Origin of the sequence: Thermohalobaculum sediminis (genome assembly GCF_023487995.1) — a bacterium.
GTDB lineage: Bacteria > Pseudomonadota > Alphaproteobacteria > Rhodobacterales > Rhodobacteraceae > Thermohalobaculum > Thermohalobaculum sediminis.
The window spans coordinates 252,467-276,125 of sequence record NZ_JAMFKN010000004.1; the positions used below are offsets into that span (position 1 = coordinate 252,467).

Consider the following 23,659-nt stretch of genomic DNA (forward strand, 5'->3'; position numbering starts at 1 on the left):
CCGCCCGCCCTTGACGCCGCGCCCGGCCCGCGCGACATGGGCGGGCATGGCGCCCACACCGATCCTCACGCTCACCGACATCACCCTCGGCTTCGGGGGGCGGCCGCTCTTCGCGGGCGTGAGCCTCGCGCTTGGCCCCGGCGAAAAGGCCTGCGTGGTGGGCCGCAACGGCTCGGGCAAGTCCACGCTCCTGAAGATCGCGGCGGGGCTGGTCGAGCCCGACGGCGGCAGCCGCTGGGTGCAGCCCGGCGCGCGCGTGGCCTACCTGCCGCAGGACCCCGACCCGACGGGCTACGCCACGCTGGGCGACTACGTGGCGGCCGACCTGCCAGAGGCCGAGCGCTGGCGGGCCGAGGCCGCAATGGACGGGCTCGAGGTCGAGCCTGGCGCAGACCCCGCCACCGCCTCGGGCGGCGAGCGCAGGCGGGCGGCGCTCGCGCGGCTCATCGCGGGCGAGCCGGACCTGATGCTGCTCGACGAGCCCACCAACCATCTCGACATCGCCGCGATCGAGTGGCTCGAAGAGCACCTGTCGCAGACCCGCGCGGGGTATGCTGTCATCAGCCACGACCGCGCGTTCCTGTCGCGCCTCACCCGCTCGACGCTCTGGCTCGACCGCGGCGAGGTGCGGCGCAACGGCGAGGGCTTCGCCGCATTCGAGGACTGGCGCGAGAAGCTCTGGGCCGAGGAGGACGCCGCGCGCCACAAGCTCGACCGACTGATCGCGCAGGAGGCCCACTGGTCCGTCTACGGCATCTCGGCCCGGCGCACCCGCAACCAGGGGCGGCTGAGGCGGCTTGAGGCCCTGCGCGCCGAGCGCCGCGCGCAGGTCTCGCGTCAGGGCCCCGCGGCGATGGCGCTCGAGGCCGCTGGACCCTCCGGCAAGCGCGTGATCGAGGCCGAGGGGGTCGCGAAATCCTATGACGGCCGCACGATCTTCCGCGACTTCTCGATCCGCATCGGGCGGGGCGAGCGCGTGGCCCTCGTGGGCCCCAACGGCGCAGGCAAGACGACGCTGCTGAAGGTGCTGACCGGCCAGATCGTGCCCGACACCGGCGCGGTTCGGCTCGGCACCAACATCGAGATGGCGGTGTTCGACCAGAACCGCGCCGCACTCGACCCTGAAAAATCGCTGTGGGAGACACTGACCGAGGACAAGCTCACCCGCGTGAGCGGCGCCTCCGATCAGGTGATGGTGCGCGGCCGGCCGCGACATGTCGTGGCCTACCTCAAGGACTTCCTGTTCGACGAGCGCCAGGCCCGCGGCCCCGTGGGCGCGTTGTCGGGGGGCGAGAAGGCGCGTCTTCTGCTCGCGCGCATCATGGCGCGGCCCTCGAACCTCTTGGTGCTCGACGAGCCCACCAACGATCTCGACGTCGAGACGCTGGACCTGTTGCAGGAATTGATCGAGGACTTCGACGGCACCGTGCTGCTGGTCAGTCACGACCGCGACTTCCTCGACCGCGTGGCCACGACGACCATCGCCATGGAGGGCGACGGGCGCGCCACGATCTACGCGGGCGGCTGGTCCGACTACCGCGCCCAGCGGGGCGAGGCGGCGCCGGTCCGCGCCGCGCCCGAGCCGGCTAGGAAGCCCGCCACGCCCGAGCCCGTCCGCGCCGCGAAGAAGCTCAGCTACAAGCAGGAGCGCCGCCTTGCCGACCTTCCCGCCGAGATCGAGCGCCTGACCGCCGAGATAGGCAAGCTCGAAAACCTGCTCTCCGACCCCGATCTCTACAGCCGCGAGCCGGTGAAGTTCGCGAAGGCCACCGAGATGCTGGACGATCGCCGCGCCCGCCTCGACGCCGCCGAGACCGAGTGGCTCGAACTCGAGGAACTGCGCGAGAGCCTCGCGGCCGAGTGAGGGGCGCACGCGATGGACCTGTTCTACGATTCGATGGCGGTCTTCGTCTCGCTGCCATGGCTCGCGGCGGTCCCGGCGCTGGGCTTCGCGCTGCTCTGGTGGCGCAATGGCGGGGTCGTGGTCGCGCTCGCGGCGCTCGCCTGGGCGCTCTACGGGCTCTACGAGGGCGGGATCTACCTGCGGCTCCTCTGCACCGGGGACTGCAACATCCGGGTCGACCTGATCTTCGCCTACCCGCCGCTCGCGGCGCTCACGCTTCTCGCCGGATGGCGTGGTCTGCGCGGGCGGTGGTGAGCCGTCAGCGGTCCTTTTCCTCGCGGAACACCACGACCAGCAGCTGCCGCATTACGGTCGAGAACGCCTCGTAGTCCCCGGGCCGGGTCTCGAGCGCCCGCAGGAATCCCTGCGCCTCGACCTCGGCCCCTCGGCAGAAGGTCACGTTGACCGAGAATCCCTCGGGCGCCGGCGCGCCGGTCGCGGCCTCGGCCGTCAGCGCGCAATCGGCGGGACCGTTCGGCGCGGCCTGCGGGTTGAAGTGCAGCACCATGCGCGCGCCATGCGCGGCGGGGCCGGTGACGTCGCGCAGCGCGAAGCGGATCTGCGCGGCCCCCGCGGGCCCCTTCATTGCGCCGGCGAGCGCCGCGCGGTCCGCCCCCTCCCAGGGTGCTCCGTGCATCTCGACGGGGATGCCCTGCGGCCCCTGCATCGCCATGAGGTCGCGCTCGTGGATGTTCGGCAGGCGGAAGACATGGGTGATGATGGTGGGCTGGTCACAGCCCGTCAGCACGGCCACGAGGCCCGCGATCAGCGTCTTGAGTTTCATGCCATCCTCGCCTGACGCGCGAGCCGGCGCTCGCGCTGGAAGACGTAAATTCCGGCCGCCACGATGATCGCCGTGCCGACCCATGTCAGCGCGTCGGGGAAATCGCCGAAGACGAACAGCCCGATCAGCGTCCCTGACAGGATCTCGAGGTATTGGAGCGGCGCAAGCGCGCCCGCCTCGGCCCGTGCGAAGGCGTGGACCAGAAGCTGGTGGCTCACCGCCGCCGTGAGCCCCATGGCGGCCATCAGCCCCGCCTCGCGCCAGCCCATCGGCCCCAGCGTGATGCCCTCGATCCCCAGGGCCGTGCCGATCAGCCCCGCCATTGCCATGGTGACGAGAGCGAAGATGCCGGTCCAGAACTGCAGCGCCAGCCGCCCGCCGCGCCGCGTCATCACCCGGGTGATCAGCAGGTAGCATGCGAAGCAGACGGCCGTGACCAGCGGCCAGGCCGCCGCCCAGCCGAAGGCGTCGACGTTCGGCCGCAGCACGATCAGCACCCCCACCAGCCCCGCCAGCACCGCCGAGAGGCGCCGCCATCCCAGCCCCTCGCCGAGAATGTAGGCCGAGAGCAGCGTCAGGATCAGCGGCTCGACGAAGAAGATCGCCAGCGCGTTCGCAATCGGCATCACCTTGAGCGCCGAGTTGATCGCCAGCAGGGCCATCGCCAGCAGCACCCCCGCCAGCGCATGCAGCCGCCCCGGCCGTCCCCACTGGCCAAACACCAGCACCATCGGCAGCAGCACCACGGATTGCGCCACGAAGCGCCCCAGCGTCGCCTGCCCGGGGCTCACCGTCTCGGTCAGGAGCTTGGCGAAAAGGTCCATGAACGGCGCGATCAGCATCGCGACCGTCATCAGGGTCACGCCGGCGGTGGGAGTGTCGGGGATGGCGCGCATCGATTTCAAGCTCTTCCGTGGAACCGGCGCGGCCGGCCCGCTCTGGCGTGCATGGCGATGGGACGGGAATTCGTGCGTGGCCTCAACGCTGGCCGGAGATCACCGCGTCGGCCTCGAACTCGACCAGCCATTCCGGGTTCACGAAGCGGCTCACCTGCATGATCGTATCGACCGGCTTGATGGCGCGAAAATACCGCGCGCGCACGTCGATCACGGCTTTCCAGTCGTCGATTCGGGTCAGCAGGATGCGGGTGCGCACGACGTCCTCGAGGCCGGAACCAGCGCGCTTCAGCGCATCCGCGATGATCTCGATGCAACGCTCGGCCTGTGCCGCCGGATCACCAATTCCAACGGTCTTGCCATCGGCGCCGACCGGGGCGGTCCCGCCGACCGAAATGTAAGGGCCGACCCTCACGGCACGCGCGAAGCCGACGATCTCCTCCATGGGGTTCCCATTGAGAACGAGCTGACGGTCCATGCGCGCCTCCGCTGGACAAAAATCGACGATACCCCGAGAGTCAGTCTGCCCTCATCGCGAGCCGGTGTCACGCAAGGGCCTGTGGGTCACACATCCAGATCTTCCGCGAACCTCGCGTTCTCCTGGATGAACTGGAAGCGCATCTCTGCCTTCTTGCCCATCAGGCGCTCGACCAGCCCCTCGGTCTCGTCGAGGTCGTCCTCGATCGAGACGCGGATCAGGGTGCGCGTGCGGGGGTTCATCGTGGTCTCCTTGAGCTGCGCGGGGTTCATCTCGCCGAGACCCTTGAAGCGTCCGATCTCGATCCGGCCCTTGCCGCCCAGCCCGTCCGCCTTCATCCGTTCCAGCTCGGCGTCGTCCCGCGCATAGGCCGTCACCGCGCCTTGCGTGAGCCGATAGAGCGGCGGCTGCGCCAGATACAGGTGCCCATGCGCGATCAGCGGCCGCATCTGCGTGAAAAAGAAGGTCATCAGGAGCGACGCGATATGCGCCCCGTCCACGTCGGCGTCGGTCATGATGATGACCTTGTCGTAGCGCAGCTCCTCCTCGCGGTATTTCGAGCCCATGCCGGTGCCCAGTGCCTGGCAAAGGTCGTTCAGCTCCTGGTTCTGGCCGAGCTTGGCGCCCGCGGCCCCCATCACGTTTAGGATCTTGCCCCTGAGCGGCAGAACCGCCTGGAACGCCCGCTCGCGCGCCTGTTTGGCGGACCCCCCGGCCGAGTCGCCCTCGACCAGGAACAGCTCCGACCCCTCGCGCGTGGCGTCCGAGCAGTCCGCGAGCTTGCCCGGAAGCCGCAGCTTCTTGGTCGCCGTCTTGCGCGAGGTCTCCTTCTCGGCGCGCCGCTTCATCCGCTCCTCGGCGCGTTCGACCAGGTAGTCGAGGATCGCGCCCGAGGTTTTCGGATCGGCCGCAAGCCAGGTGTCGAAGCGGTCCCGGACCGCGCCCTCCACCAGCCGCGCGGCTTCCGTGGTGGCGAGACGGTCCTTGGTCTGGCCAACGAATTCCGGCTCGCGGATGAAGACCGAGATCATGGCGGCGGCGGTGCCGATCACGTCCTCGCGGGTGATCTGCGCGGCCTTGCGGTTCGAGATGAGTTCCCCATGCGCGCGAATGGCCTTGGCGATGGCCGACCAGAACCCGGCCTCGTGCGTCCCGCCCTCGGGGGTGGGGATCGTGTTGCAGTAGCTCGACACCGCGCCGTCGCGCGCGGGCGTCCAGACGATCGCCCATTCGACCGAGCCGGGCGTGCCCGCGCCGAACTTCTCGGCGAACTCGACCTTGCCCGCGAAGGGCCGCTCGCCGAAGAACTCGGTGCCGTTGAGCGTCGAGCGCAGGTAGTCCTCGAGCCCGCCGGGGAAGCGAAAGCTGTCCTCGGCCGGGGTTTCGTCGTTCTCGGCCAGCAACTCCGGCGCACAGCGCCAGCGGATCTCGACGCCGCGGAACAGATACGCCTTCGAGCGCGCCATCCGGTAGAGCCGCGCGGGCTTGAGATGCGCGCGCGAGCCGAAGATCTCGGGGTCGGGGTGAAAGACCACCGTCGTGCCCCGCCGGTTCGGGGCCGCGCCCAAGGCTTGGAGGGGCCCGAGCGGGTGGCCGCGCGAGAACTCCTGCGCCCACAACTGCCGCCCGCGCGCCACCTCGACGCGCATCCGGTCCGACAGCGCGTTGACCACCGAGACGCCGACGCCGTGCAGGCCTCCGCTGGTCTCGTAGGCCTTGCCCGAGAACTTTCCGCCCGAATGCAGCGTGGTCATGATGACCTCGAGCGCCGACTTGCCCGGAAAGCGCGGATGCGGGTCCACCGGGATGCCGCGGCCGTTGTCGGTGATCACGCAGGCGCCGTCGGCCAGCAGCTCGACCTCGATGCGGCTGGCGTGGCCCGCCACCGCCTCGTCCATGGCGTTGTCCAGCACCTCGGCCACGAGGTGGTGCAGCGCGCGCTCGTCGGTGCCGCCGATATACATGCCGGGGCGCTTGCGGACGGGCTCGAGCCCCTCCAGCACCTCGATCGAGGATGCCGTGTAGGCGCGCTCGGCGCCGTCGGTCTGGAACAGGTCGCCCATCCGCCCCGCCTCCGAATCATCTCTTGCCTGTTGGCGCCAGTAAAGCAGGCGGGCAGGGGGCGGATCAACATCTCGCGGGAGGTGGCGGCGCGGGCCGCAACCCCTCGCGGCTCAGGTGATGCGGTCCTGCGCTGCCAGCAGCGCCAGCGCCGCGCCAACATAGAGCGGCCGCAGGCCCGGCAGCGGCAGGCGGGGCGCGGGGCCGCGCATCGGCGCGGGGATCGCCTCCTCCGGCGCGCCGGCGATCAGCCCCGCCGCCAGCGCGCCCCCCAGTGTGCCCATGCCGATGCCGCTGCCATGCCAGCCGAAGCAGCAGGCGATCCGCCGCTCGCGGTCGAGCCAGCCCACCGCAGGCGTGAGCCGGGCCGTCGCGCAGACCGGCCCGCGCCAGAAATACTCCACATCGGCCCCCGCGAAGCCCGGCAATTGCTGCCCGATGCGGCGGATCACCCGCGCGCGCATCTCGCCCGCGTTCGCCTCGGCCCCGGTGATGTCTCCGCGCATCCCGAACAGGAGCCGCCCCTCGGGCAGCAGGCGGAAATAGCTCAGCATGTTGCGCGTGTCCGCCGCCGGGTCCGCGCCCAGCCAGGGGTGGCGTGCGCGTTCCTCGGCGCTCAGCACCCGCGTCACGGCGATGTTCGAGATGACCGGGATCGCGCGGCCGTCCAGGCTGGGATGCAGCCCGTCCGGGGTGAAGCCGTTGGTCGCGACCAGCACGGTGTGCGCGCGCAGGCTGCCCCCGGGTGTGACCAGCCGATGAGTCCGCCCCTCGCGTCGCCATTCGGTCACGGGTGAGCGCGCGAACACCCGCGCCCCCGCATCCTCGGCCGCGTCGGCGATGGCGCGCACCAGCCACAGGGGGTGGATGCCGAAGGCGGGGCTGACGACCGCGCCGCCGAAGCGCGCGACGTCGTGCAGCCCCGAGGGCGCGACCCGCCGCGCCGCGAACCCCTCCGGCACCGCGTCGAGCCCTCGTGCCGCGCGCGGCGAATGCGCCAGCACCAACTCGCCGCTACCCTGCACCTGATCGCTCAGCCCCGCCGCGAGGCAGAAGGCCCGCAGGTCGCGCAGGTGCTCGGCCAGCCGCGCATGATACCGCGCGACCTCGGCCGCACCAAAGCGCCGGACAAGCGCCGCATCGGACAGCTTGTGCCCGCCCAGGCCCGCGATGCCGCCATTGCGCCCCGAGGCGCCCCAGCCGATCGCGCCCGCCTCCAGCACCGCAGCGCCGATCCCAAGCCCCGCCAGCACCCGCGCGGCCGACAGCCCCGCGTAGCCGCCGCCGATGATGGCGACATCGGCCTCCTGGTCGCCGTCCAGCGCCGGTCGGGCGCGGTCCGGGGGCGCCGAGGCCTCCCACCAGCTCGGCACCGGGCGGGTGGCGTCATAGACTTCCGGCGCGAGCGGGCCGCCCAGCGCCATCACGCGCCGTACCGCGCTTCCACGGTCTCGATCCGGGCGCCGCTCTCCAGCGTGCGATGGACCGGGCAGCGGTCCGCGATCTCCATCAGCCGCGCGCGCTGCTCGTCGTCCAGCGGGCCGTCGAGGCGGATTACCCGGCGAAACAGGTCGATCCGCTTCCTGCCCTCCTCGGCGCCGGCGCTGTCCTCGGCATGGGTCTTGCCGTGGCTGACATCGACCGTGACGCCCTCGAGCGGCCAGCCCTTGCGCCGGGCATACATGCGGATGGTCATCGAGGTGCAGGCCCCCAGCCCCGCGGCCAGAAGCTGGTAGGGCGAGGCGCCGAGCCCGCTGCCCCCCACCGACGCCGGCTCGTCGGCGCGGATCGCCAGCCCCGGCGCGACGGCGATGTCCTGCAGGAAGCCGGAGGGGTCGCTCTCGACCGTGCGGACCACGCCCTCGGGCGGCGCGCCCGCGTCCAGCGCCTCGCCCAGATGCAGGTAGCGCGCGGCCCAGGCGGCGATGACGCCGGCGGCGTAGTCGGCATCCTCGGCCCGGCTCAGCAGGTGGTCGGCGTCGTCGAGGCTGACGAAGCTTTTCGGATGCATGGCCGCGCCGAAGATGCGGCCCGCGTTCTCGATGCCCACGACCATGTCGCGCGGCGCGTGCAGGATCAGGAGCGCGCGCCGCAGCTTCGCGACCTTGTCAAGCAGGTCGGTCCCGCGCAGTTCCTCGACCAGCCCGCGCCCGATGGTGACGGGGCGGCCCGCTAGCATCACCTCGGCCGCGCCTTCGGCCTCGATCTCGGCGAGGCCCGGCCCGAAATGCTCCAGCACATGGGCGGGGTCGGAGGGGGCGCCGATCACCGCCACCGCTTCGACCGAGGGGAGCGCGTCGGCGGCAACCAGCACCGCCGCGCCGCCCAGCGAGTGTCCCACCAGGATCTGCGGCGCAAGGTTACGGCTGTCGAGATACCGCGCCGCCGCCACGATGTCCGCGACGTTCGAGCAGAACCCGGTGTTCGCGAACTCGCCACCCGAATGGCCGAGCCCGGTGAAATCGAAGCGCAGGACGCCGATGCCCAGTGCAGAAAGCCGGCCCGCGATCCGCCGTGCCGCCGCGATGTCCTTGCCGCAGGTGAAGCAGTGGGCGAACAGCGCGACTGCCTTCACCCGCCCCTCGGGTCGGTCGAAGCGCGCGGCCAGCGGCTCGCCCGAATGTCCCGCGAACGTGAATTTCTCGCCCCGCATCGTGTTCCGCTCCCGGTGGCTCCCTGTCGCACAATCGTCAAGGCAGGCGGTGTGATTCCCGCATCGCCCGAGTGTCGGCCCCGGGAGGGCCGGGAACAATGCAGTTTCAGGCGATATTGATGGTTCTTTGCCTCGCGCTCGCCGCGGGCTGCGCGCCGGGACAGTCGGTCTTCGAGGACCGCTCGGACCAGGTGCAGATCAAGCGGCGCGTGCCGTCGAAGTGACACGGCGCCCGTGGGCGGGCCGGCATGGAGCGCGCATCGGTGGCGCCTGTGACGCGGCCCGCCGCGCTCAGAGGCCGCCCTTGGGCTCGATCCCCAGCCGGTCCGAGGCCGCGGCCCAGTCGTCGAGGATTCGCAGCGTCGCGTCCGCCTCGGCGGGCGCGAGCGGCTTGCCGCCGGCGGCCTCGGCCAGCCGCGCCAGCGTCTCGCGCCAGGCCGGGATCAGCGCCTTCTGGGCGGGTGGCGCGAAGGGGCTCGCCTCGGCCTGCGCGAGCTCCGCCTCGAAGCCCGCGAGGGCCGTGGCCGCCTCGGCCGCGAAGACCTCGGGCAGGGTGCCGAGACTGGCAAGGCAGGCCATCAGCGCGGCGGTCTCGGCCTTCCAGACATGGCTGAAGGCCGCGAATTCGGCGGCCGTCTGGCCCAGATCTGCCTTGCCGGCGCGGGTCAGCGCGCGGCGCGCGCCGGCATGCAGCTTCTCGACCGCGCCACCGAGGCCGAGATTCACCGCATGTATGCCCGCCATCGCCTCGCCCGAGATGTCGCGCCCGGTGAGGGCTGCGTCGAGCGCGGCGCCATAGCGCCACCACTGGCCGTTGATGTCCTCGATGCTGCGCTCGCCCTGCTTCGCGATGCGAGCGTCGCCCACGAAGGCGGCGTAGTGGGCGCGGAGCTCGGCGTGCGTGGCTTCGAAGCGGCTCCGCGCAGCTTCGGCGCGGGCGCGGTTCTGCTCGGTCGCCGCGCCGCCGGCTGCGAGGCAGGCGCCCAGCCCGATCCGGGTCGCCTGGATCTGCTGCCAGTGCAGGATGCCGAGCGCGGTGACCGGCTCGGCTGTCGCGAAGGCGGGCAGTGCTGCCTCGGGGGCCGTCGCCTGGGCGCGCGCGGCGTCCGGTGCGTTCACGCCCGCCAGCGCCGCGAGCGCAATGGCGATGGCGCCCCCGATCCGAGGTCGGCGCAGGATCCGGCTCATGATGTTCTCCACCCCGTCCCACCGGGCCAGATGCACGAAGGGCGCGGGTCGGGCGCGCAAGTCAACGGCGAGGCCGCTCCTTCGGCCACGAATTTCCACCTGATGGAATACCGCGCCGCCCTCAGCCCATCAGGCGCGCATCGAACGGATATCGCGTCAGGTTTTCGTGCCCAGTCTCGGTGATCAGCACCTGGTCCTCGAGCTTGATGGCGAACTCGCCGCCTTGCGTCTGTACGCAGGCCTCGACGCACAGCATCATGCCGGGCTCGAGCACCCCCTCGAAGGCGCCCTCGCGGTAGTCCTCGGGGTAGGCGATGATCGGCCACTCGTCGCACAGGCCCACGCCGTGCATCCTGCAGCCGTATCGGCCGGGCACGAACTCGTCCGGCAGCCGGTGCCCGCCGAACACCAGCTCGCGGAAGCTCGTGCCGGGCTTCAGGAGCTCGATGTTCCCCATTATGTGCTCATGCGCGACGCGGTAGAGCCGCTTCATCTCGGCCGTTGGCTCGCCATCGCCCACGAACCATGTCCGCGAGATGTCGGTGCACATCCCGTAGCAGCCGATCAGGTCCGTGTCGAAGGCCACGATCTCGTTCGGCTGGATGATCCGTGGCCCGCATTCCTGGAACCACGGGTTGGTGCGGGGCCCGGACGCCAGCAGCCGGGTCTCGATCCACTCGCCGCCGCGCCTGATGTTGCCGGCGTGCAGGTGGGACCACACCTCGTCTTCGGACATGCCGGGGCGGCAGGCGGCCTCCATCTCGGCCACCGCCGCCTCGCAGGCATGGATGGCGCAGCGCATCGCCTTGATCTCGTCGGGGCCCTTGACGGCGCGGGTCCGCTCGGTGACCGGCTCGCCCTCAAGCACCTCGAAGCCCGCCTGCAGCAGCGCGTGGTAGCCCCCCAGCATGATCTTGTCGACCGCGAGCCGGCGGTTGGTGCCGACCCGCGCGCGCATCACCTCGTCCACCTGCGCCACGAACTCGCGGGCATAGTCGCCGCCCCGGTCGCCGGTCGAGAAGTAGAACATGCTCGCGCCGCCCCGCACCTCCCTCACCAGCGGGTTGAAGTCCGACAGGAACGCGAAGGACGCCCCCTTGTATTCCCACAGCACCATATGCCCGTCGGCGGTCAGCAGCACCGCGCGAAAGGGGTTGTGCGTATTCCAGAGCTGCATGTTCGGCGCATCCGTCGCGTAGCGGATGTTGAGCGGGTCGAACATCAGAAGGCCGCCAAGCCCCGCATCCGCCACCGCCTTCGTCAGCCGCGCGTGGCGGTGGGCGCGCATCGCCTGCAGGTCGGGACATTCCAGCCCCGCCGCCGCCCATTCCTGAAAGGCGAGCGCCGTCGGCCCGGTCTCGACCCGGTCGTTGTCGTCGGGGGTGTTGTCGGGCTTCATGCGCCGCTTGCGGCTGGGGTCGATCCTGCGGCGGTCGGCGTGGTGGATTTCCGGGTTCATGCGCGCGCTCCATGGTGCTATCTGCACTCTCGCGATGTTGATCCCGGCCGTCTCGCCGGGAACGCCGGGAAGGCGTCGGTTTCGGACAGAACTCGGACAGGCCCGATGGACGCGGTCAGGCGGCAATACGAGAGCTACCCCTATCCCGAGCGCGATCCCGCCGAGGAAGCGCGGCGGCTGATCGAGGGCTCGCCGTCGCATCCGGTCGAGATCGACCACTTCCTGTTCGGCGGCAGGCGCGACTGGCGCGCGCCCTTCCGCGCGCTGGTGGCGGGGGGCGGCACCGGCGACGGGCTGATCATGCTGGCGCAGAAGCTGGCCGACATCGGCTGCCCGGCCGAGATCATCTATCTGGACATGTCGCAGGCCGCCCGCGCGGTGGCCGAGGCGCGCGCGGCGGCCCGGGGGCTCGGCTCGATCCGTTTCGTCAGCGGCGATCTTCTGAGCGCGCCCGACCTCGGCCCCTTCGACTACATCGACTGCTGCGGCGTGCTGCACCACCTGCCCGACCCCGACGCGGGCTTTGCCGCGCTCGCCGCGGCGCTGGCGCCCGAGGGCGGCATCGGGCTGATGGTCTACGCGCCGCTGGGCCGCACCGGGGTCTATCCGCTGCAATCGGCCTTTGGCGCGCTGTTCGGGGACGACGCGCCCGCGGAGCAGGTGGCGCTGGCGAAATCGGCGCTCGGGGCGCTGCCGCCCACCAACTGGCTCGCCCGCAACCCGTTCGTGGGCGATCACAAGGTGTCGGATGCCGGGCTCTACGACCTGCTCTTGCACAGCCGCGACCGGGCCTACCGCGCGGACGAGCTGATGGCGGCGCTTGACCGCGCGGGGCTTGGCCTCGTGAGCCTGCTGGAGCCCGCCCGCTACGAGCCGATGCGTTACCTGCCCGACACGCCCGACATGCGCGAGCGCGTGGCGCGCCTTTCGCCCCCACAAGCGGCGGCGGTGGCCGAGAACCTCGTGGGCAACATCAAGACCCATGTCGCCTACGCGACCCTCGCCGGGCGCGAGGGGCAGGCGATGGCCACGCCTCAGCGCGCCGGCGCGGTGCCCCGCCTCGCGCGCGCCGAACCCCGGGCGCTCGCCGCCCATGTCGCCAAGGCGGGCGGGTTGCGGCTGACGCTTGACGGCCTGGAATACCGCCTCGCCATCCCGCGCGAGACTGCGCCCCTGATCGCCGCCATCGACGGGCGGCGCAACCTGCGGGCGGTGGCCGAGGCGGCGAGCCTCGACTGGCTCGCCTTCGCTGCGCGCTGGGCGCCGGTGCACCGGGCCCTCGCGGGCTTCAACCTGTTGCATTACAGCGAGGGTGCCGCTCGATGATCCTGATGTCCCGCCCGCCCTATCTGCCCTTCATGGACCCCCGCACCATCCACGCGCCGGGGATCATGCCGCTCGACCCCGCCGACTGGCTCACCGTCCATGACGATTACGCGCTCCAGATGGCCTATCGCGAGCGCCTGATGGCCGAGCGGCCCGAGGTGGTGCTGGGCCTGCTGCCCGAGGGCGAGGCTGCGGCGGGTGAATTGCTTGCCACGCTCCTCGCCGCGCTCTCCGCTCACCCCCGCTGGCAGGTCGCGGGCGACACCGTCCGCCGCCCGGACGGTGCCGAGGTTCGCATCGACCCCGCCCGTCCCCTGGAGACGATGGGGCGGCTGGTGGCCGAGGACCTTTGCCTGATGCTTCCCGACGCCGCCGCCGGCGAATACCGCCTCGTGGCCGCCGTGCTCTGCTTCCCCTCGCGCTGGCTTCTCGCGGAGAAACTCGGCCGCCCGCTCACGGCGATCCACGACCCGGTGCCGGAATACGACGCCGATCTCGCTCGCCGCGTGAACCGGATGTTCGAGGCGATCCGCCCAGGCCGCCCGCTGATGCGCGTCAACTGGACCGTCCACGCGGTGCCCGAGCTGCACCTGCCGCGCGGCCTTTCCGACCGGCTGGTGGCCGAGACAGGGATCGGCGGGCCGTTCTATCTGCGGACCGAGCGCCAGACCCTTGTCCGCCTGCCGCAGACCGGCGCCGTCTGCTTCGGCATCAAGACCTCGCTCACCCCCGTGGCGAACCTCGCTTCCCCCGAGGCGGCGGCGCTTGAGGCCGCGATGCAGACCATTACCGGCGGCATGGTCGGCTACAAGGGCGGCCCCGAGATGCTGGCCGCGGCCTGCGCGCAGCTTCGCGAAATCGCTGGACAGGGAGCGGAGGCTTCCGCATCCTGACTGGAATTGAACGCCCGTTCACTAAATTCGGAGGAATGACCCCATGCCCTCTCCCGCCTCGGACCCCATCGTCATCGTCGGCCTCGCCCGCACTCCCATGGGCGGCTTCCAGGGCGAGCTTTCGGGCGCCACCGCCTCGGACCTCGGCGGCACGGCGATCCGCGCGGCTTTGGCGCGCGCGGGCGTCGCGGCGGCGGAGGTGGACGAGGTGCTGATGGGCTGCGTCCTGCCGGCCGGGCAGGGGCAGGCCCCCGCGCGGCAGGCGGCGTTTTCGGCGGGGCTGGGCAAGGAGGTGCCCTGCACCACGCTCAACAAGATGTGCGGCTCGGGCATGAAGGCCGCGATGATCGCGCATGACCAGCTGAGGGCGGGCAATGGCAGCATCATCGTCGCGGGCGGCATGGAGAGTATGACCAACGCCCCCTACCTGCTGCCCAAGATGCGCGGCGGCGCGCGGCTGGGCCATGCGCAGGCGATGGACCACATGTTCCTCGACGGGCTCGAGGACGCCTACGACAAGGGCCGCCTGATGGGCACCTTCGCCGAGGACTGCGCCGAGAAATACCAGTTCACCCGCGAGGCGCAGGATGACTATGCGCTGGCCTCGCTCAACGGCGCGCTGAGGGCCGAGGCCGAAGGGCGCTTCGCGCGCGAGATCGCCGCCGTGAAGGTCGCCACCCGCGCGGGCGAGGTCGAGGTCGCGGGCGACGAGCAGCCGAAGAAGGCCCGCCCCGAGAAGATCCCGACGCTGAAGCCCGCCTTCCGCAAGGACGGGACGGTGACTCCCGCGAATTCCTCGTCGATCTCGGACGGCGCGGCGGCGCTGGTGCTGATGCGCGAGAGCGAGGCCGACGCGAAGGGCCTGCCCATCCGCGCGCGCCTTTTGGGCCATGCCAGCCATGCGCAGGAACCCGGCTGGTTCACCACGGCGCCGGTGCCCGCGATGAAGAAGCTGATGGACCGCCTCGGGTGGAAGGTGGACGACGTGGACCTCTGGGAAGTCAACGAGGCCTTCGCCGTGGTGCCGATGGCCGCGATGGCCGAGCTTGGCATGCCCCGCGAGCGCCTCAACGTCAACGGCGGGGCCTGCGCGCTGGGCCACCCCATCGGCGCCTCGGGCGCGCGGATCATCGTCACGCTGCTGCACGAGATGGAGCGCCAGAACCTGAAGCGCGGCATCGCCAGCCTGTGCATCGGCGGCGGCGAAGGCACGGCGGTGGCGGTCGAGCGGGTGTGAGGGACAGGGGGTGACGGCCCGCCTCGCCGACCGCCCAGACTGGGGCTACCTGCTGACCGAGTTCGCCGAGCTCTACCGGCGCGGCAAGGCGGGCGGCTCGGCGCGCATCCGGGCGCATCAGCGGGCGGTGCGCGAGGCGGTGTCGCGCACCATAGCCGCCAACCCGCCCGTCATCGACCGCACGCCCGAGACGAAGCCCGTGACCGCGCATCTCAAGCGCGCGCTGGATCAGGGGCGGCGCGAGTCGACCCAGTCGGTCATCCGCGCGATCGAGAGCGTGCTGCCCGACCTCTGTTGGCTCTACGGCTACGAGAAGGTGCCGAAGGGGCTGAGCGCGAAATATGCCTATGCCGAGTTCGCCGGCCCCCACGGCCCGGTTGTGACCGACGAGGTGATCCTTGGCATCGTGCTCTTTGCGCCGAAATGCACCTATCCCGCTCATGCCCATGACGGGCTGACCGAGAGCTACTACACCCTCTCGGGCGCGGTGTCTGAGAACGACGAGGGCGTCTACGCGCCGGGCTCGCTGATCTTCAATCCGCCCGGCCGGATGCACCGGATCACGGTCGGGGATACCGAGCCGGCGCTGCTGAGCTATGCGTGGCACGGGCCGCGCGAGAAGCTGGCCGGCCAGAAGATGACCTTCTCCAAGCCGAAGGCGTGAGCCGAAAGAGCGTTCATTATTTCGGATTCAATTTCGTGACAAAGGCTTATATATGCTTTCTCGCGTGAAATACCGATCGGGGAGGACGAGATGAAACACGTCAAGGACATGGTGGCCGAGGCCAACGCCGTGGTCGAGCACGCGCCTGCGAAGGACCTGCTCGGCCTCCACGACGCCGAGGGCGTCACCTTCGTCGACCTGCGCGACGTGCGCGAACTGGAACGTGACGGGATGATCCCCGGCGCCTTCCACTGCCCGCGCGGCATGCTGGAATTCTGGATCGACCCGGAAAGTCCCTATGCGAAGCCCCAGTTCCAGACCGGCAACCGCTTCGTGTTCTACTGCGCCTCGGGCTGGCGCTCGGCCCTCTCGGCGCGCGTGGCGCAGGACATGGGGCTTGCGAAGGTCAGCCACATCGAGGACGGATTCAAGGGCTGGCAGGCCGCCGGCGGCCCCGTGGGACCGCGGCCCGAGAAGAAGCACGACTGAACCCGGCCACGCGCCGACAGGAGGCGTCCATGTCCATCGAGACCAGCCTGAACCGCCTCGCCCCCATGTTCCTCAGCGTTCTGCGCTGCATGGCGGGGCTGATCTTCCTCGCGCACGGCACGCAGAAGCTGGTCGGCTTCCCCGCGACCGAGAAGGTGGTGTCGGCGTTCTCGCTGCCGTGGTTCGCCGGGGTGATCGAGCTGGCCGCGGGGCTCCTGATCGCGGTCGGCCTGTTCACGCGGCCCGCGGCTTTCCTCGCCTCGGGCACGATGGCCTTCGCCTACTGGATCGCCCACGCGCCCCGCGACTTCTATCCGGTGAACAACGGGGGCGATGCCGCGATCCTCTATTGCTTCCTGTTCCTCTACATCGTCTTTGCCGGGCCGGGGCCGCTCAGCGTCGATGCGCTGCGGCGCGGCCGCGCGGCATAGGGAGCGCCGACGAGACTTAAAGGAGAGGGACGCCATGCTGACCGACGAGCAGGTTATGATCCGCGACATGGCCCGCGACTTCGCGCAGTCGAAGCTCGCGCCCACGGCGGCGAAGCGTGAGAAGGCCGGCGCCATCGAGCCCGAGGTGATCGCCGAGCTTGGCGAGCTTGGGTTCCTCGGCATGACCATCTCGCCCGATTGGGGTGGCGCGGGGGCCGATTACGTCTCCTACGCGTTGGCGCTGATCGAGATCGCGGCGGGCGACGGGTCGGTCTCGACCATGGTCTCGGTCCACAACGCGCCGGTCTGTGCCGTGCTGGACCGCTTTGCCTCGCCCGAGCAGAAGGAGCGCTGGCTGCGCCCCTTGGCGGAAGGCCGCCACATCGGCTCGTTCGCGCTGACCGAGCCGCAGGCAGGCTCGGACGCCTCGAACCTCAAGACCCGCGCGACCCGCATGAACGAGGGCTGGCGGATCAACGGCACCAAGCAGTTCATTTCCTCGGCCCGGATCGGCAAGACGACCGTGCTGTTCGCGGTGACCGATCCCGCGAAGGGCAAGAAGGGGATTTCCTGCTTCGTGACCGGGAACGACCGCCCCGGCTTCAGCATTGTCCGGGTCGAGGAGAAGCTGGGCCAGAAGGCATCGGACAGCTGCGCGCTGGCCTTCGAGGACATGGACGTGCCGTTCGAGGACATGATCGGCGAGGAAGGGCAGGGCTACGCCATCGCGCTCTCGTCGCTCGAGGCGGGGCGCATCGGCATCGCCGCGCAGGCCACCGGGCTCGCGCAGGCGGCCTATGAACGCGCGCTGGCCTATGCCAAGGAGCGCACCGCCTTTGGCGGGCCGATCTTCGATCTGCAGGCCGTGCAGTTCCGGCTGGCCGAGATGGCCACCGACCTCGAGGCCGCGAGGGCGCTGGTCATGAACGCCGCGCGGATGAAGGACCAAGGGCTGCCCTGCCTGAAGGAGGCGTGCATGGCCAAGCTCTATTGCGCGCAGGCGGCCGAGCGGATCACGTCCGAGGCGATCCAGGTCCTCGGCGGCTATGGCTATCTCGCGGATTACGAGGTCGAGCGGATGTATCGCGACCAGAAGGTGTGCCAGATCTACGAGGGCACCAACGACATCCAGAAGCTCATCATCGCGCGGCAGATCGCGTGAGGGGGCCTCTTGCGACCATGGCGGCACTGTGCCTCGCCCTCGCCGGCTGCGTGACGGATGGCGGGCAGGGCACGTCTGCAGCGCCCGCCGGCGCCGCGGTCGAGGCGCTGAGGGCCGAGGCCGCGCTGCGCGACGTTCTTGCCGCCGCCCCAAGGGCCCGCGCCGAGATGCCGCCGCCCGATCCTACGGCGCCGATGGCCGATCCGCTCACCTGCCTCGCGCGCACCGTCTACTGGGAGTCGAAGGGCCAGCCCGTCGAGGGCCAGCGCGCCGTCGCCCATGTGGTGCTCAACCGCGCCCGCGCCTCAGGCTACCCCGATCGCGTCTGCGAGGTGGTGACGCAGGGCGGCCCGTCGCGCCCCTGCCAGTTCAGCTTCTACTGCGATGGCCGCGACGACACGCCGCGCGAGCCCGAGGCCTACGAGACCGCCCACCGCGTCGCCTGGGAGGCGCTTGCAGGCGCGAGCGCCGATCCGACGCGAGGTGCGGTCATGTTCCACAACGGCACCGTGCGGCCCTCCTGGGCGCGCGCCAAGCGGCGGACGGCGACGATCGGCGACCACTTCTTCTACCGCTGACCGGCGGCGCCGGGGCGGGCACAAGCACGCGGCCCTTTACGCGAGCGCGCGGAGCCCCGTAGAACGGCAGCACGGCGGGCGCCATCCGCGCGCCCGGCCGCATCCGCGTCGGGTCAGGCACGGGGTCAGCATGAACGGGACGAGGGGCGCGACCCCGGGCGCCATGGCTGGCTGCGCCACGCGGGCGGGCGCCACCGCATGACGCACTGGGAGATCCCCATCGCGGGCGACCGCTTAGCCCTGCTGCCGCTGGTCGTCACGGTCGCGCTCGGCACGGCCGGGGGTTGGGTCGCCTCGCGGATCGGAACGCCGCTGCCCTGGCTCCTGGGTGCCGTGGTGGCTGTGGGCGGCGCGGCCCTGGCGGGGCTGAGCATCGGCGGCCGTCCGGTGACCTTCCCCGTGAAGGTCCGCATCCTCTTCGTGCCGATCATCGGCGTCGCCATTGGCGGGGCATTCACGCCCGATCTGATCGCGGCGGCGGCGGGCTGGTGGCCGACCCTGATCGGGTTGATGCTCTATGTGCCGCTCGCGCATGTCGTGGGATACGTGATCTACCGGCATCTCGGGCGCTACGACCGCGCGACGGCCTATTTCTCGGCCATGCCGGGCGGCCTGATCGAGGCGATCGCGATGGGCGAGGCGGCGGGCGCCGACCGTCGGATGCTGAACCTCATGCAGTTCTCGCGCCTCATCATGTGCATCCTGATCGTGCCGCTCGCGATCACCGCCTACGAGGGCTTCGCGGTCGGCAGCGCCGCGGGCGTGATGCTGCGGGGCGCGATGAACCCGATCGGCCTCTGGGACGTCGCGGTGCTGACCGCGTCGGGGGCGCTGGGGTTCTTCGCGGCCCACCGCGTGGGCATGCCGGCCGCGATCATCACCGGGCCGATCGTGTTCAGTGGCGCGGCGCATCTGGCCGGGCTCACGCAGGCCGACCCGCCCGCCTTCCTGATCCAGTTCACCCAACTGGTGGTCGGCTGCGGGCTCGGCGTGCGCTTCGTGGGGCTTGGGCGGCGGCAGGCCGGCCGGGGGCTCGCGATGGCGTTCCTCAGCGTGGCCTCGGTGCTCGGGCTCGCCGTCGCGGCGGGGGCGCTGCTGCATGGCGTCGTCGGCGAGTCGGTCGAGGCGGTGGTACTCGCCTTCGCGCCCGGGGGCGTCACCGAGATGTCGCTGATCGCGCTCTCGCTGCGGATCAGCGTGGTCTTCGTGGCGGCGCACCACGTCGCGCGCATCCTCTACACGGTCTTCCTCGCCCGCCTTGCCTGGCGCTGGGTCGAGCGGCTCTAGCCGTCAGGCTTCGTCCGACGCCAGCGCCGCACACACCCGGCCCAGCGCCGGGATGAAGGCAAGATCGAAGGTGTCGTCGGCGGGTTTCGCCTGCGACGAGAGGCGCACGATGGTGACCTCGGCCGCCGGATCGACCCAGAGCCACTGGCCGTGGATGCCCATGGCGGCGATGGCGGTCGAGGGCTCGGGCGTGCGATACCACTGCGAGCGGTAGCTCCCGCCCGGATAGAGATAGGGCATCTCGCCGCGCGCCCAGGCTTCCGGGTTGCCGCCGCCATGGATGTCCGCCACCCAGTCCGCCGGCACCACCTGCGTGCCGTCCGCGGCCCGCCCGCCGTGGCGCATCATCTCGGCGAAACGGGCGAGGTCGTCGAGCGTGGCCGAGAAGCCCCCCGCCGCGCGCGGCGCGCCCAGCCGGTCGAGCGTCACGTCCGCCGGCCCCTCGGCGCCCAGCGGCAGCCAGAGGCGGCGCGAGACCATGTCGCTCCACCGCTCGCCCGAGGCGCGCTCGAGCACGATCCCCAGAAGGTCGCTGTTCGGCGAGACGTAGTGGAAGCGCTCGCCATGCGGCCCCTCTCGCTTCGGCATGGTGGCGAGGAACGAGAGCAGGTCGCCCGTCTCGCCCGCGCGCCGCGGCGGGTTCCAGCCGGTGGCGACCCGGTAGCGCATGTAGTCGCTCTGCGGATCGTCATAGACCTCATCGAAGCCGGTCGCGACCGTCATGTCGAGAAGATCCCGCACCCGGGCGCCGTCATAGGCCGAGCCGGTCACCTCGGGGACGAGCGCGGTCACCGGTGCCTCGGGGTCGAGCCGCCCCTCGGCCGCGAGGCAGCCTGCGAGCACACCCGTGACCGATTTCGTGACGGAAAAGACCAGATGCGGCAGCCCCCGGTCGAAATGGGCCGCGTGCCACTCCCAGACGACGGAGCCGCGGTGCAGCACCATGCAGGCGTCCGTCTCTCCCGCGACCACGAGCCCCGCCCATGTCGTCTCGCCGCCGCCCGGCGCAGGCACGGCGAGCGCGCCCAGCGTCTCGACCGTCCGCCCGCGCGGCAGGGGCTGCGCGCGCCCGGTGCGGATCGCGGCGGTGGGGACGATCTCGCGCACCCGCTGGAAGGAGGTGCGGTTCATCGGTGCCTCGCGCCAGTTGGCGAGGGTGGGGCGGTCGGTCATGGCAGGCTCTCCCTTCGCGGCCGACTTTCTCCGTCAGCGCGGCAGTTGTCGAGGGGGCGTCGGGCGGCGCCAGATACCTTGACTCCGCCGGCATCGCGCCAGCGGGGTGCCGCGGGCCCCGGGGCCGGATGGCTCACGCGGCCGAGGCCACACCCACCGGGAAGCGCGCCGCGCTCAGGCCGCGGCGGCCCCTGGCGCATGCTGTGGCGGGGCTTCCCGGACCGCCGGAGATGTTTCCGCGATGATGCGCAGGTGATGCTCGATGCGCCACAGGTGGTAGGCGACGCGGTGCAGCCAGCGCACCGCGTCGAGCCGGCCGAGCCCCTCCTGCCCGCTGATCGCCTGTTCGGTCACCGCGTCGATGGTGGCGTCGCGGAAGCGGTCGCGCTCGTCGCGCAGGATGCGGCGCAGGCGGTTGGCCTGCCCCTCGGCCACCGCGCGTGGCACGGCGCCGAGGCCGGCGTCGATGCCGCGCGCCATCAGACGCGCGAAGCGGGCGAGGCGTGGCTCGGTCTCCAGCGTCGCGATCCGGTCCGACTGGCCCGCCCGGTGCGAGAGGCGCAACAGGTGGTCGAGTGTGTGGATCGCCGTCTGGTGGCGCCCGTGCCGGTCGGGGCCGTCGCGCCCGGTGCGGATGCTGGCGGCGAAGCGCCGGGCCTCCTCCAGCGCGCCGGCGATCTCGCCGAGCCGGCGCTCGCGCCCCGCCCGGCCACCTTCCCGCCGCAGCGCGCGGGCAAGCTCGCGCCGCAGCGCGTTGGCAATGTCCCCCAGCGTGGCGCCCAGCGCGTCCACCGCGGTGCCGGGGTCCTTCAGCAGCTGGTCGTCGAGCCGGCGTGTGAGCGCGGGCCCGCGCTCGGGAACGAGGCGGACGATCAGTCGCGCGAAGGCCCCGGCGAACGGGATCACCAGGAGGACGCCGAGCACGTTGAACCCGGTATGGAAAGCGACGAGCGCAAGCTGCGCGTCGCCCCGCCCACCATCCGTCAGCAGCGGCGCGACGAAGCCGGTGTAGGGTCCCAGCAGCAGGAACGCCATCGCCCCGGTCAGCAGGTTGTAGACGCAATGCGCCCACCCCGTCCGGCGGGCCGAGGTCGAGCCGCCCAGCGCCGCCAGCACCGCGGTCGCCGTCGTGCCCATGTCCATCCCGATCACCATCGCCGCGGCCTGCGGGAACGAGATCGTGCCCGTCCCCAGCGCCACAAGCGCGGTCGCCACGCCCGCGCTCGACGACTGGGTGACCAGCGTGATCGCGACGCCTATCAGCACCAGCTGCAGCCGCCCGAACAGCGTGTCGGGCGGGAAATCGTCGGGCGTGACCACGCCCTCGAAGGCCGAGAGCCCGATTGTCATCGTCTCGATCCCGACGAACAGCAGGCTGAAACCCGCGAGCGCCCATCCTGCCTGTGCCCAGCGCCCGCCCGCGAACATCCGCAACAGGACGCCGACGAAAAGAAGCGGCATCGCCACTGCGCCAAGGTCGAACTGGAAGCCGATGATGGCGACGATCCAGCCCTTGAGCGTGGTGCCGATATTGGCGCCGAAGATCACCCCCAGCGCCTGTGGAAAGCTCAGGAGCCCCGCGCCCACGAAGCCCACCGCCATCACCGTGGTGGCCGAGGACGACTGCACGACCGCCGTCACCGCCGCCCCCGTCGCCGCCCCCGACAGCGGCGTGCGCGTGAAGCGCGCGAGCCAGCGGCGCAGCGCGTCGCCGGCCAGTGCCCGCAACCCCTCGGTGAGGAGGAGCATGCCCAGCAGGAACAGGCCCACACCGCCGGCGGCGAAGAAGAGATCGCGCATCATCGACGCATCATGTGAGGGCGCGGCCGTGCCCCGCAAGCGCCCGTCATGCCGCGCCGGGCAGGGCGGCCGCCACGCCCGCCGGCGTCATGAAGAAGGGCGCGGGCCCAGTGGCCCGCGCCCGTGCCTCGGCGCCACTTGCGGGCGTCACTTCGTAAGTTCGGTCCAGATCGCCGTGTAGTAGTCCTGCGCCTCCTTCGAGCAGGTCTTGTTGAACTTGCCGGCGCCGGCCAGTTCCGCGGGCATGTTGATCTCCGGCGCGGTCTTCATGTCGTCAGGCATGAACGCCTCCGATCCCTTGATGCCGTTCGCATAGCGCGCGAAGGCCGAGATCATCGCGGCGTTCTCGGGATCCATGATAAAGTTCAGGAACAGCTTGGCGTTCTCGACATTCACGGCGTCCTTGAGGATGGCGGCCGAGTCCATCCAGAGCGGGAAGCCTTCCTGCGGATAGCCATACTCGACATTCGGGTTGGCGAGCCGCGCGCGGAATGTCGAGCCGTTCCAGTTTACGCTCGCACGCCATTCGCCCGAGCCCAGCTTGTCCGTGGTGCCGTAGTCCATCGACAGCCACTTCGGCTTCGCGGCCATCAGGGCGTCGCGCGCGGCCTTGAGCTTATCCTTGTCGGTCGAGCAGGATTCTCCGCCCACATACATCAGCGCGAGCGCCATGACGTCGGCCATCTCGGGCACGACATTGACCTTGCCGACCAGTTCCTCGGGCGGGTCGAGGAAGATCTTCGAGGTGTTGATGTCGCCCTTGTAGTCCTCGCGGTTCACCGCCACGCCGGTCGAGCCCCACTGCCAAGGCACGCTGTAATGCCGGCCCGGATCCCAGTCGACATCGACCCACTGCGGGTCCATGTGCTTGAAGTTCTCCATCTGGTCGGGGCGGCTCTCCATGAGCAGCCCCTCGGCGACGAAGATCGGGATGTAGGAATGCGACGGCACGACGATGTCGAAGCCATGGCCGCCCGCCTTGACCTTGGCGAGCGCGGTCGCGTTCGAGTCGTAGTCGGTGACCGTCACCTCGACATCGTATGTCTTCGAGAACTTCTCGATCAGCTCGGGGCTGGTGTAGTTGCCCCAGTTGAAGATGTTGAGCTTGCCGGCCGCCGCCGCAGGCCCGGCGGCCAGGAACGCCGCAATCGCCGTTGCGGTGAGCATCAGTCCCGTCTTCATGTCCGTTCTCCCTGT

At 71.0% G+C, this 23,659-nt stretch carries 23 protein-coding genes; 12 read left to right on the forward strand and 11 right to left on the reverse strand.

The window, feature by feature from the left end:
* Positions 1–46 precede the first annotated feature (46 nt).
* Both M1105_RS10900 and M1105_RS10905 read left to right on the forward strand, forming a co-directional pair.
* The gene (locus M1105_RS10900; RefSeq protein WP_249580392.1) at positions 47–1,864 is read left to right on the forward strand and encodes an ABC-F family ATP-binding cassette domain-containing protein; all 1,818 of its coding nucleotides are present in this window, start codon (positions 47–49) and stop codon (positions 1,862–1,864) included.
* Positions 1,865–1,876: 12 nt separating this feature from the next.
* Positions 1,877–2,158, forward strand: coding sequence for a hypothetical protein (locus tag M1105_RS10905; protein ID WP_249580393.1), 282 nt, complete (start codon positions 1,877–1,879; stop codon positions 2,156–2,158).
* 4 nt (positions 2,159–2,162) lie between these two features.
* Here M1105_RS10905 and M1105_RS10910 read toward each other — a convergent pair whose 3' ends face one another.
* From M1105_RS10910 to M1105_RS10935, 6 genes are all read right to left on the reverse strand, one after another.
* A complete protein-coding gene (locus tag M1105_RS10910) occupies positions 2,163–2,687 on the reverse strand; it encodes a hypothetical protein (RefSeq protein WP_249580394.1) in 525 nt (174 codons plus the stop codon).
* Complete coding sequence (locus tag M1105_RS10915) at positions 2,684–3,583, reverse strand: DMT family transporter (protein WP_249580395.1); 900 nt, start codon at positions 3,581–3,583, stop codon at positions 2,684–2,686. The genes M1105_RS10910 and M1105_RS10915 overlap by 4 nt, the downstream gene beginning before the upstream one ends.
* An 82-nt stretch (positions 3,584–3,665) precedes the next feature.
* Positions 3,666–4,061 carry a RidA family protein gene (locus M1105_RS10920; RefSeq protein WP_249580396.1) on the reverse strand — a complete coding sequence of 132 codons (396 nt, stop codon included), beginning with the start codon at positions 4,059–4,061 and terminating at the stop codon, positions 3,666–3,668.
* A gap of 86 nt (positions 4,062–4,147) precedes the next feature.
* A complete protein-coding gene (gene parE / locus M1105_RS10925; protein ID WP_249580397.1) occupies positions 4,148–6,124 on the reverse strand; it encodes a DNA topoisomerase IV subunit B in 1,977 nt (658 codons plus the stop codon).
* Between the two features lie 111 nt (positions 6,125–6,235).
* On the reverse strand, positions 6,236–7,546 hold the full coding sequence (locus M1105_RS10930; RefSeq protein WP_249580398.1) for an NAD(P)/FAD-dependent oxidoreductase: 1,311 nt from the start codon (positions 7,544–7,546) through the stop codon (positions 6,236–6,238).
* Complete coding sequence (locus M1105_RS10935) at positions 7,546–8,775, reverse strand: bifunctional alpha/beta hydrolase/OsmC family protein (RefSeq protein WP_249580399.1); 1,230 nt, start codon at positions 8,773–8,775, stop codon at positions 7,546–7,548. The genes M1105_RS10930 and M1105_RS10935 overlap by 1 nt, the downstream gene beginning before the upstream one ends.
* Before the next feature lie 98 nt (positions 8,776–8,873).
* Between M1105_RS10935 and M1105_RS20690 the strand changes: the two genes are divergently transcribed.
* On the forward strand, positions 8,874–8,999 hold the full coding sequence (locus M1105_RS20690; RefSeq protein ID WP_264759586.1) for a hypothetical protein: 126 nt from the start codon (positions 8,874–8,876) through the stop codon (positions 8,997–8,999).
* A gap of 67 nt (positions 9,000–9,066) precedes the next feature.
* On the opposite strand, the gene M1105_RS10940 is transcribed toward M1105_RS20690, so the two are convergent.
* Together M1105_RS10940 and dddP are read right to left on the reverse strand one after the other, a co-directional pair.
* Positions 9,067–9,963 carry a hypothetical protein gene (locus M1105_RS10940; RefSeq protein WP_249580400.1) on the reverse strand — a complete coding sequence of 299 codons (897 nt, stop codon included), beginning with the start codon at positions 9,961–9,963 and terminating at the stop codon, positions 9,067–9,069.
* A gap of 121 nt (positions 9,964–10,084) precedes the next feature.
* Positions 10,085–11,422, reverse strand: a complete 1,338-nt coding sequence (gene dddP, locus M1105_RS10945; RefSeq protein WP_249580401.1) for a dimethylsulfonioproprionate lyase DddP — start codon at positions 11,420–11,422, stop codon at positions 10,085–10,087.
* A 105-nt stretch (positions 11,423–11,527) separates the two neighbouring features.
* On the opposite strand from dddP, the gene M1105_RS10950 reads away from it, so the two are divergent.
* The 9 genes from M1105_RS10950 to M1105_RS10990 all read left to right on the forward strand — a co-directional run bounded on the left by M1105_RS10950 (position 11,528) and on the right by M1105_RS10990 (position 19,489).
* Complete coding sequence (locus M1105_RS10950; protein ID WP_249580402.1) at positions 11,528–12,748, forward strand: class I SAM-dependent methyltransferase; 1,221 nt, start codon at positions 11,528–11,530, stop codon at positions 12,746–12,748.
* Complete coding sequence (locus M1105_RS10955) at positions 12,745–13,641, forward strand: heme-dependent oxidative N-demethylase family protein (RefSeq protein WP_249580403.1); 897 nt, start codon at positions 12,745–12,747, stop codon at positions 13,639–13,641. The genes M1105_RS10950 and M1105_RS10955 overlap by 4 nt, the downstream gene beginning before the upstream one ends.
* A 43-nt stretch (positions 13,642–13,684) precedes the next feature.
* Positions 13,685–14,878, forward strand: a complete 1,194-nt coding sequence (locus tag M1105_RS10960) for an acetyl-CoA C-acyltransferase (RefSeq protein WP_249580404.1) — start codon at positions 13,685–13,687, stop codon at positions 14,876–14,878.
* A gap of 10 nt (positions 14,879–14,888) precedes the next feature.
* Entirely contained in the window at positions 14,889–15,542 is a 654-nt protein-coding gene (locus tag M1105_RS10965) for a dimethylsulfonioproprionate lyase family protein (protein WP_249580405.1), read from the forward strand.
* Between the two features lie 90 nt (positions 15,543–15,632).
* Positions 15,633–16,031, forward strand: coding sequence for a rhodanese-like domain-containing protein (locus tag M1105_RS10970; RefSeq protein WP_249580406.1), 399 nt, complete (start codon positions 15,633–15,635; stop codon positions 16,029–16,031).
* A gap of 29 nt (positions 16,032–16,060) precedes the next feature.
* A complete protein-coding gene (locus tag M1105_RS10975; RefSeq protein WP_249580407.1) occupies positions 16,061–16,462 on the forward strand; it encodes a DoxX family protein in 402 nt (133 codons plus the stop codon).
* Positions 16,463–16,496: 34 nt separating this feature from the next.
* The gene (locus M1105_RS10980; protein WP_249580408.1) at positions 16,497–17,624 is read left to right on the forward strand and encodes an acyl-CoA dehydrogenase family protein; all 1,128 of its coding nucleotides are present in this window, start codon (positions 16,497–16,499) and stop codon (positions 17,622–17,624) included.
* A complete protein-coding gene (locus M1105_RS10985) occupies positions 17,621–18,202 on the forward strand; it encodes a cell wall hydrolase (RefSeq protein ID WP_249580409.1) in 582 nt (193 codons plus the stop codon). The genes M1105_RS10980 and M1105_RS10985 overlap by 4 nt, the downstream gene beginning before the upstream one ends.
* Positions 18,203–18,400: 198 nt before the next feature.
* On the forward strand, positions 18,401–19,489 hold the full coding sequence (locus M1105_RS10990) for an AbrB family transcriptional regulator (protein ID WP_249580410.1): 1,089 nt from the start codon (positions 18,401–18,403) through the stop codon (positions 19,487–19,489).
* Positions 19,490–19,492: 3 nt separating this feature from the next.
* Here M1105_RS10990 and M1105_RS10995 read toward each other — a convergent pair whose 3' ends face one another.
* The 3 genes from M1105_RS10995 to M1105_RS11005 all read right to left on the reverse strand — a co-directional run bounded on the left by M1105_RS10995 (position 19,493) and on the right by M1105_RS11005 (position 23,644).
* Entirely contained in the window at positions 19,493–20,662 is a 1,170-nt protein-coding gene (locus tag M1105_RS10995; RefSeq protein ID WP_249580411.1) for a serine hydrolase domain-containing protein, read from the reverse strand.
* A 174-nt stretch (positions 20,663–20,836) separates the two neighbouring features.
* A complete protein-coding gene (locus M1105_RS11000; protein WP_249580412.1) occupies positions 20,837–22,465 on the reverse strand; it encodes a Na/Pi cotransporter family protein in 1,629 nt (542 codons plus the stop codon).
* A gap of 144 nt (positions 22,466–22,609) precedes the next feature.
* A complete protein-coding gene (locus M1105_RS11005) occupies positions 22,610–23,644 on the reverse strand; it encodes an extracellular solute-binding protein (protein WP_249580413.1) in 1,035 nt (344 codons plus the stop codon).
* Between the last annotated feature and the right edge of the window lie 15 nt (positions 23,645–23,659).

Excerpts from the sequence above, each read along its gene's own strand:
- dddP (WP_249580401.1), bottom strand. The coding sequence starts at position 11,422 with ATGAACCCGGAAATCCACCACGCCGACCGCCGCAGGATCGACCCCAGC.
- M1105_RS20690 (WP_264759586.1), top strand. The coding sequence starts at position 8,874 with ATGCAGTTTCAGGCGATATTGATGGTTCTTTGCCTCGCGCTCGCCGCG.
- M1105_RS10960 (WP_249580404.1), top strand. The coding sequence starts at position 13,685 with ATGCCCTCTCCCGCCTCGGACCCCATCGTCATCGTCGGCCTCGCCCGC.
- M1105_RS11000 (WP_249580412.1), bottom strand. The coding sequence starts at position 22,465 with ATGATGCGCGATCTCTTCTTCGCCGCCGGCGGTGTGGGCCTGTTCCTG.
- M1105_RS10930 (WP_249580398.1), bottom strand. The coding sequence starts at position 7,546 with ATGGCGCTGGGCGGCCCGCTCGCGCCGGAAGTCTATGACGCCACCCGC.
- M1105_RS10905 (WP_249580393.1), top strand. The coding sequence starts at position 1,877 with ATGGACCTGTTCTACGATTCGATGGCGGTCTTCGTCTCGCTGCCATGG.
- M1105_RS10940 (WP_249580400.1), bottom strand. The coding sequence starts at position 9,963 with ATGAGCCGGATCCTGCGCCGACCTCGGATCGGGGGCGCCATCGCCATT.
- M1105_RS10950 (WP_249580402.1), top strand. The coding sequence starts at position 11,528 with ATGGACGCGGTCAGGCGGCAATACGAGAGCTACCCCTATCCCGAGCGC.
- M1105_RS10910 (WP_249580394.1), bottom strand. The coding sequence starts at position 2,687 with ATGAAACTCAAGACGCTGATCGCGGGCCTCGTGGCCGTGCTGACGGGC.
- M1105_RS10955 (WP_249580403.1), top strand. The coding sequence starts at position 12,745 with ATGATCCTGATGTCCCGCCCGCCCTATCTGCCCTTCATGGACCCCCGC.
- M1105_RS10975 (WP_249580407.1), top strand. The coding sequence starts at position 16,061 with ATGTCCATCGAGACCAGCCTGAACCGCCTCGCCCCCATGTTCCTCAGC.
- M1105_RS10920 (WP_249580396.1), bottom strand. The coding sequence starts at position 4,061 with ATGGACCGTCAGCTCGTTCTCAATGGGAACCCCATGGAGGAGATCGTC.
- M1105_RS10990 (WP_249580410.1), top strand. The coding sequence starts at position 18,401 with ATGACGCACTGGGAGATCCCCATCGCGGGCGACCGCTTAGCCCTGCTG.
- M1105_RS10970 (WP_249580406.1), top strand. The coding sequence starts at position 15,633 with ATGAAACACGTCAAGGACATGGTGGCCGAGGCCAACGCCGTGGTCGAG.
- M1105_RS10900 (WP_249580392.1), top strand. The coding sequence starts at position 47 with ATGGCGCCCACACCGATCCTCACGCTCACCGACATCACCCTCGGCTTC.
- M1105_RS10915 (WP_249580395.1), bottom strand. The coding sequence starts at position 3,583 with ATGCGCGCCATCCCCGACACTCCCACCGCCGGCGTGACCCTGATGACG.
- parE (WP_249580397.1), bottom strand. The coding sequence starts at position 6,124 with ATGGGCGACCTGTTCCAGACCGACGGCGCCGAGCGCGCCTACACGGCA.
- M1105_RS10980 (WP_249580408.1), top strand. The coding sequence starts at position 16,497 with ATGCTGACCGACGAGCAGGTTATGATCCGCGACATGGCCCGCGACTTC.
- M1105_RS10935 (WP_249580399.1), bottom strand. The coding sequence starts at position 8,775 with ATGCGGGGCGAGAAATTCACGTTCGCGGGACATTCGGGCGAGCCGCTG.
- M1105_RS11005 (WP_249580413.1), bottom strand. The coding sequence starts at position 23,644 with ATGAAGACGGGACTGATGCTCACCGCAACGGCGATTGCGGCGTTCCTG.
- M1105_RS10995 (WP_249580411.1), bottom strand. The coding sequence starts at position 20,662 with ATGACCGACCGCCCCACCCTCGCCAACTGGCGCGAGGCACCGATGAAC.